2 protein-coding genes are annotated in these 1,410 nt (G+C 47.7%); one reads left to right on the top strand and one right to left on the bottom strand.

Translation table 11 applies throughout. From position 1 onward, the window contains the following. On the bottom strand, nt 1-499 hold a 499-nt coding region (locus tag KOO63_04875; GenBank protein ID MBU8921137.1), incomplete at its 3' end, for a cyclic nucleotide-binding domain-containing protein. 581 nt (nt 500-1,080) lie between these two features. Between KOO63_04875 and KOO63_04870 the strand changes: the two genes are divergently transcribed. Then, the coding region (locus KOO63_04870; GenBank protein ID MBU8921136.1) for a gamma-glutamyltransferase at nt 1,081-1,410 on the top strand (330 nt) is incomplete at its 3' end.

Raw genomic sequence — 1,410 nt, 5'->3', positions numbered from 1 at the left:
CCCCTACCTCTTCCATGCGCATGATTACGCTTTGAATATTTGCAGCGGGGATCTGCTGAAACACCTTGGATTGGAGAAGTTGGGACATCCAATCATCAGTAACCGCAGCATTCAGGTCTGCCACCTTGTAATCGTCATCATTGGAGCGAACCAGCAGCTCACTAAGCTTGCGGTTATCAATAAGAACATATTCCACCCGGCCGATTGCCCGTACTGAGTTTTTTCTTGGAATCTGGTGAGCAAGCGGAAATCTGGCCGTCTCACTACCCGCGGTGATTCTATCCACCTCCCGCATCTTGTCCAGAAGCGCAACCTGACCTGAGAGCAGATACACATTATGGTAATCAGTGTCACCCTGGCGGAAAAGGTAGGTCCCGGCCTTTTCCTTGTTGAAACTTGCAGTCTGCAACAACTGCTCGAGATCCTCTCCCGACAAAAGATTAAGAGGAACCAGCTTCTTGAGCATCTGAACAGTGTTATGTTTTGGCACCACGCCCATTCAATATCCTTCCGGGTCTAGGAGGCTGTCGGGTTTAACACTATTTGGCTGCAAATCCCTGGATGGCGATCAACTCAGCTTATCAAACTCGTTAAATAGGCCCACTATTCGCCGCGTTCGATAAACTGATTTGATTCGCCCCCAGTGATTTTCGCTTCAAACGGATAAACCCGACAGCCTCCTAGATCTGCAATACTACTCTAAATATAGTTAATCATAGGTAAAACAGACGGGTAGTATGTAACTCAGCCCATCTCACAATCGGCAGGATTCGCCAGAAACCGCCATCATACTACCGCCATTTATGCAGTCAGCATGTAAAAAACCACTATAACGTTAATTTTCAAACAAAAAACAGGAACGTGTTCACACCCTTTCCACATACATCAATAGCAAGCAATTCGCATTATTGGACCTCTTACTAGCCGAGATGCTGCCTTTGGGTCTTAAGATATGCGTACCTTGCGATCATCGCCATTTAGATCCAAACTCAACTCATCAGCGAATCAGTCAGAGACTCCTTAGGCAAATACCCTATATTTTAGAGTCTGGTACAAATATCCGGTTGTACGAATTATTCCATGAAAAATCCTATTGGTATTATAGCTGCCGGCCATCATGACACTGCAGGTGCGGCCGCCAGCATACTCGAAGCTGGCGGCAACGCCTTTGACGCAGCTCTGGCAGCCCTGTTTTCCAGTTGTGTATGCGAGCCTGTTTTATCCTCTCTGGGTGGAGGTGGTTTCCTGCTGGCACACTCACACCATGGAAATTCCGTTCTATACGACTTTTTTGCCCATACACCAAGCCGAAAGCCACCGGTGAAAGAGCTGGACTTCTACCCCATCATTGCCGACTTTGGAGCCGCGCAACAGGAATTCCATATAGGTATGGGCTCCATAGCCGTACCT

It is taken from the genome of Candidatus Latescibacterota bacterium, from assembly GCA_019038625.1.
In the GTDB taxonomy this organism is placed as follows: Bacteria; Krumholzibacteriota; Krumholzibacteriia; order Krumholzibacteriales; family Krumholzibacteriaceae; genus JAGLYV01.
The sequence above is the reverse complement of the archived record's forward strand: the minus strand, read 5'-3'. Positions and strand labels throughout refer to the sequence as shown.